At 32.1% G+C, this 445-nt stretch carries 1 protein-coding gene; it reads right to left on the reverse strand.

The window, feature by feature from the left end; all coding sequences use genetic code 11:
- The coding region (locus tag RCF13_RS18360; RefSeq protein ID WP_308141440.1) for a hypothetical protein at positions 1 to 445 on the reverse strand (445 nt) is incomplete at both ends.

Raw genomic sequence — 445 nt, forward strand, 5'->3', positions numbered from 1 at the left:
TTCATCTTTTTCTTCAGATAGTTCTTCTAAAGACATACTAAAATGTTTTTTTCCATTTTCATTTCTCATAATAGCGATCGTTTCAAGTTTTCTTAATTTCAATTTATGGTACTCATTAAATTGTTTTATTTTTTTTGAATCACCTTGTAAATCACTAGTTGTTAATTCAGGGATGAATATTTGACACCCTTCTTTTTGGTTGTGGTGCATTTTTAGGTCCTTAAGCCATTTAGGGTTAGGAGGTTGTAAAAATTCTTCTGTAAGGTCAAATTTCGCCCCGCGATCACTAATGTAATAAGGTTCTAATCGTATGTGAATCTTTTCTACCCCGTATTTATCAATGAGATAACGAGGGATTCTGCTGTCTAAATAACGACTAGTTTGCAGAAAAGAATTATTAAATTTGCATGTGCGGTAGTTTGGATAATTCGGGATTGGTTTATAC

Source organism: Stenotrophomonas maltophilia group sp. RNC7, assembly GCF_030910085.1.
Classification (GTDB): Bacteria; Pseudomonadota; Gammaproteobacteria; order Xanthomonadales; family Xanthomonadaceae; genus Stenotrophomonas; species Stenotrophomonas sepilia.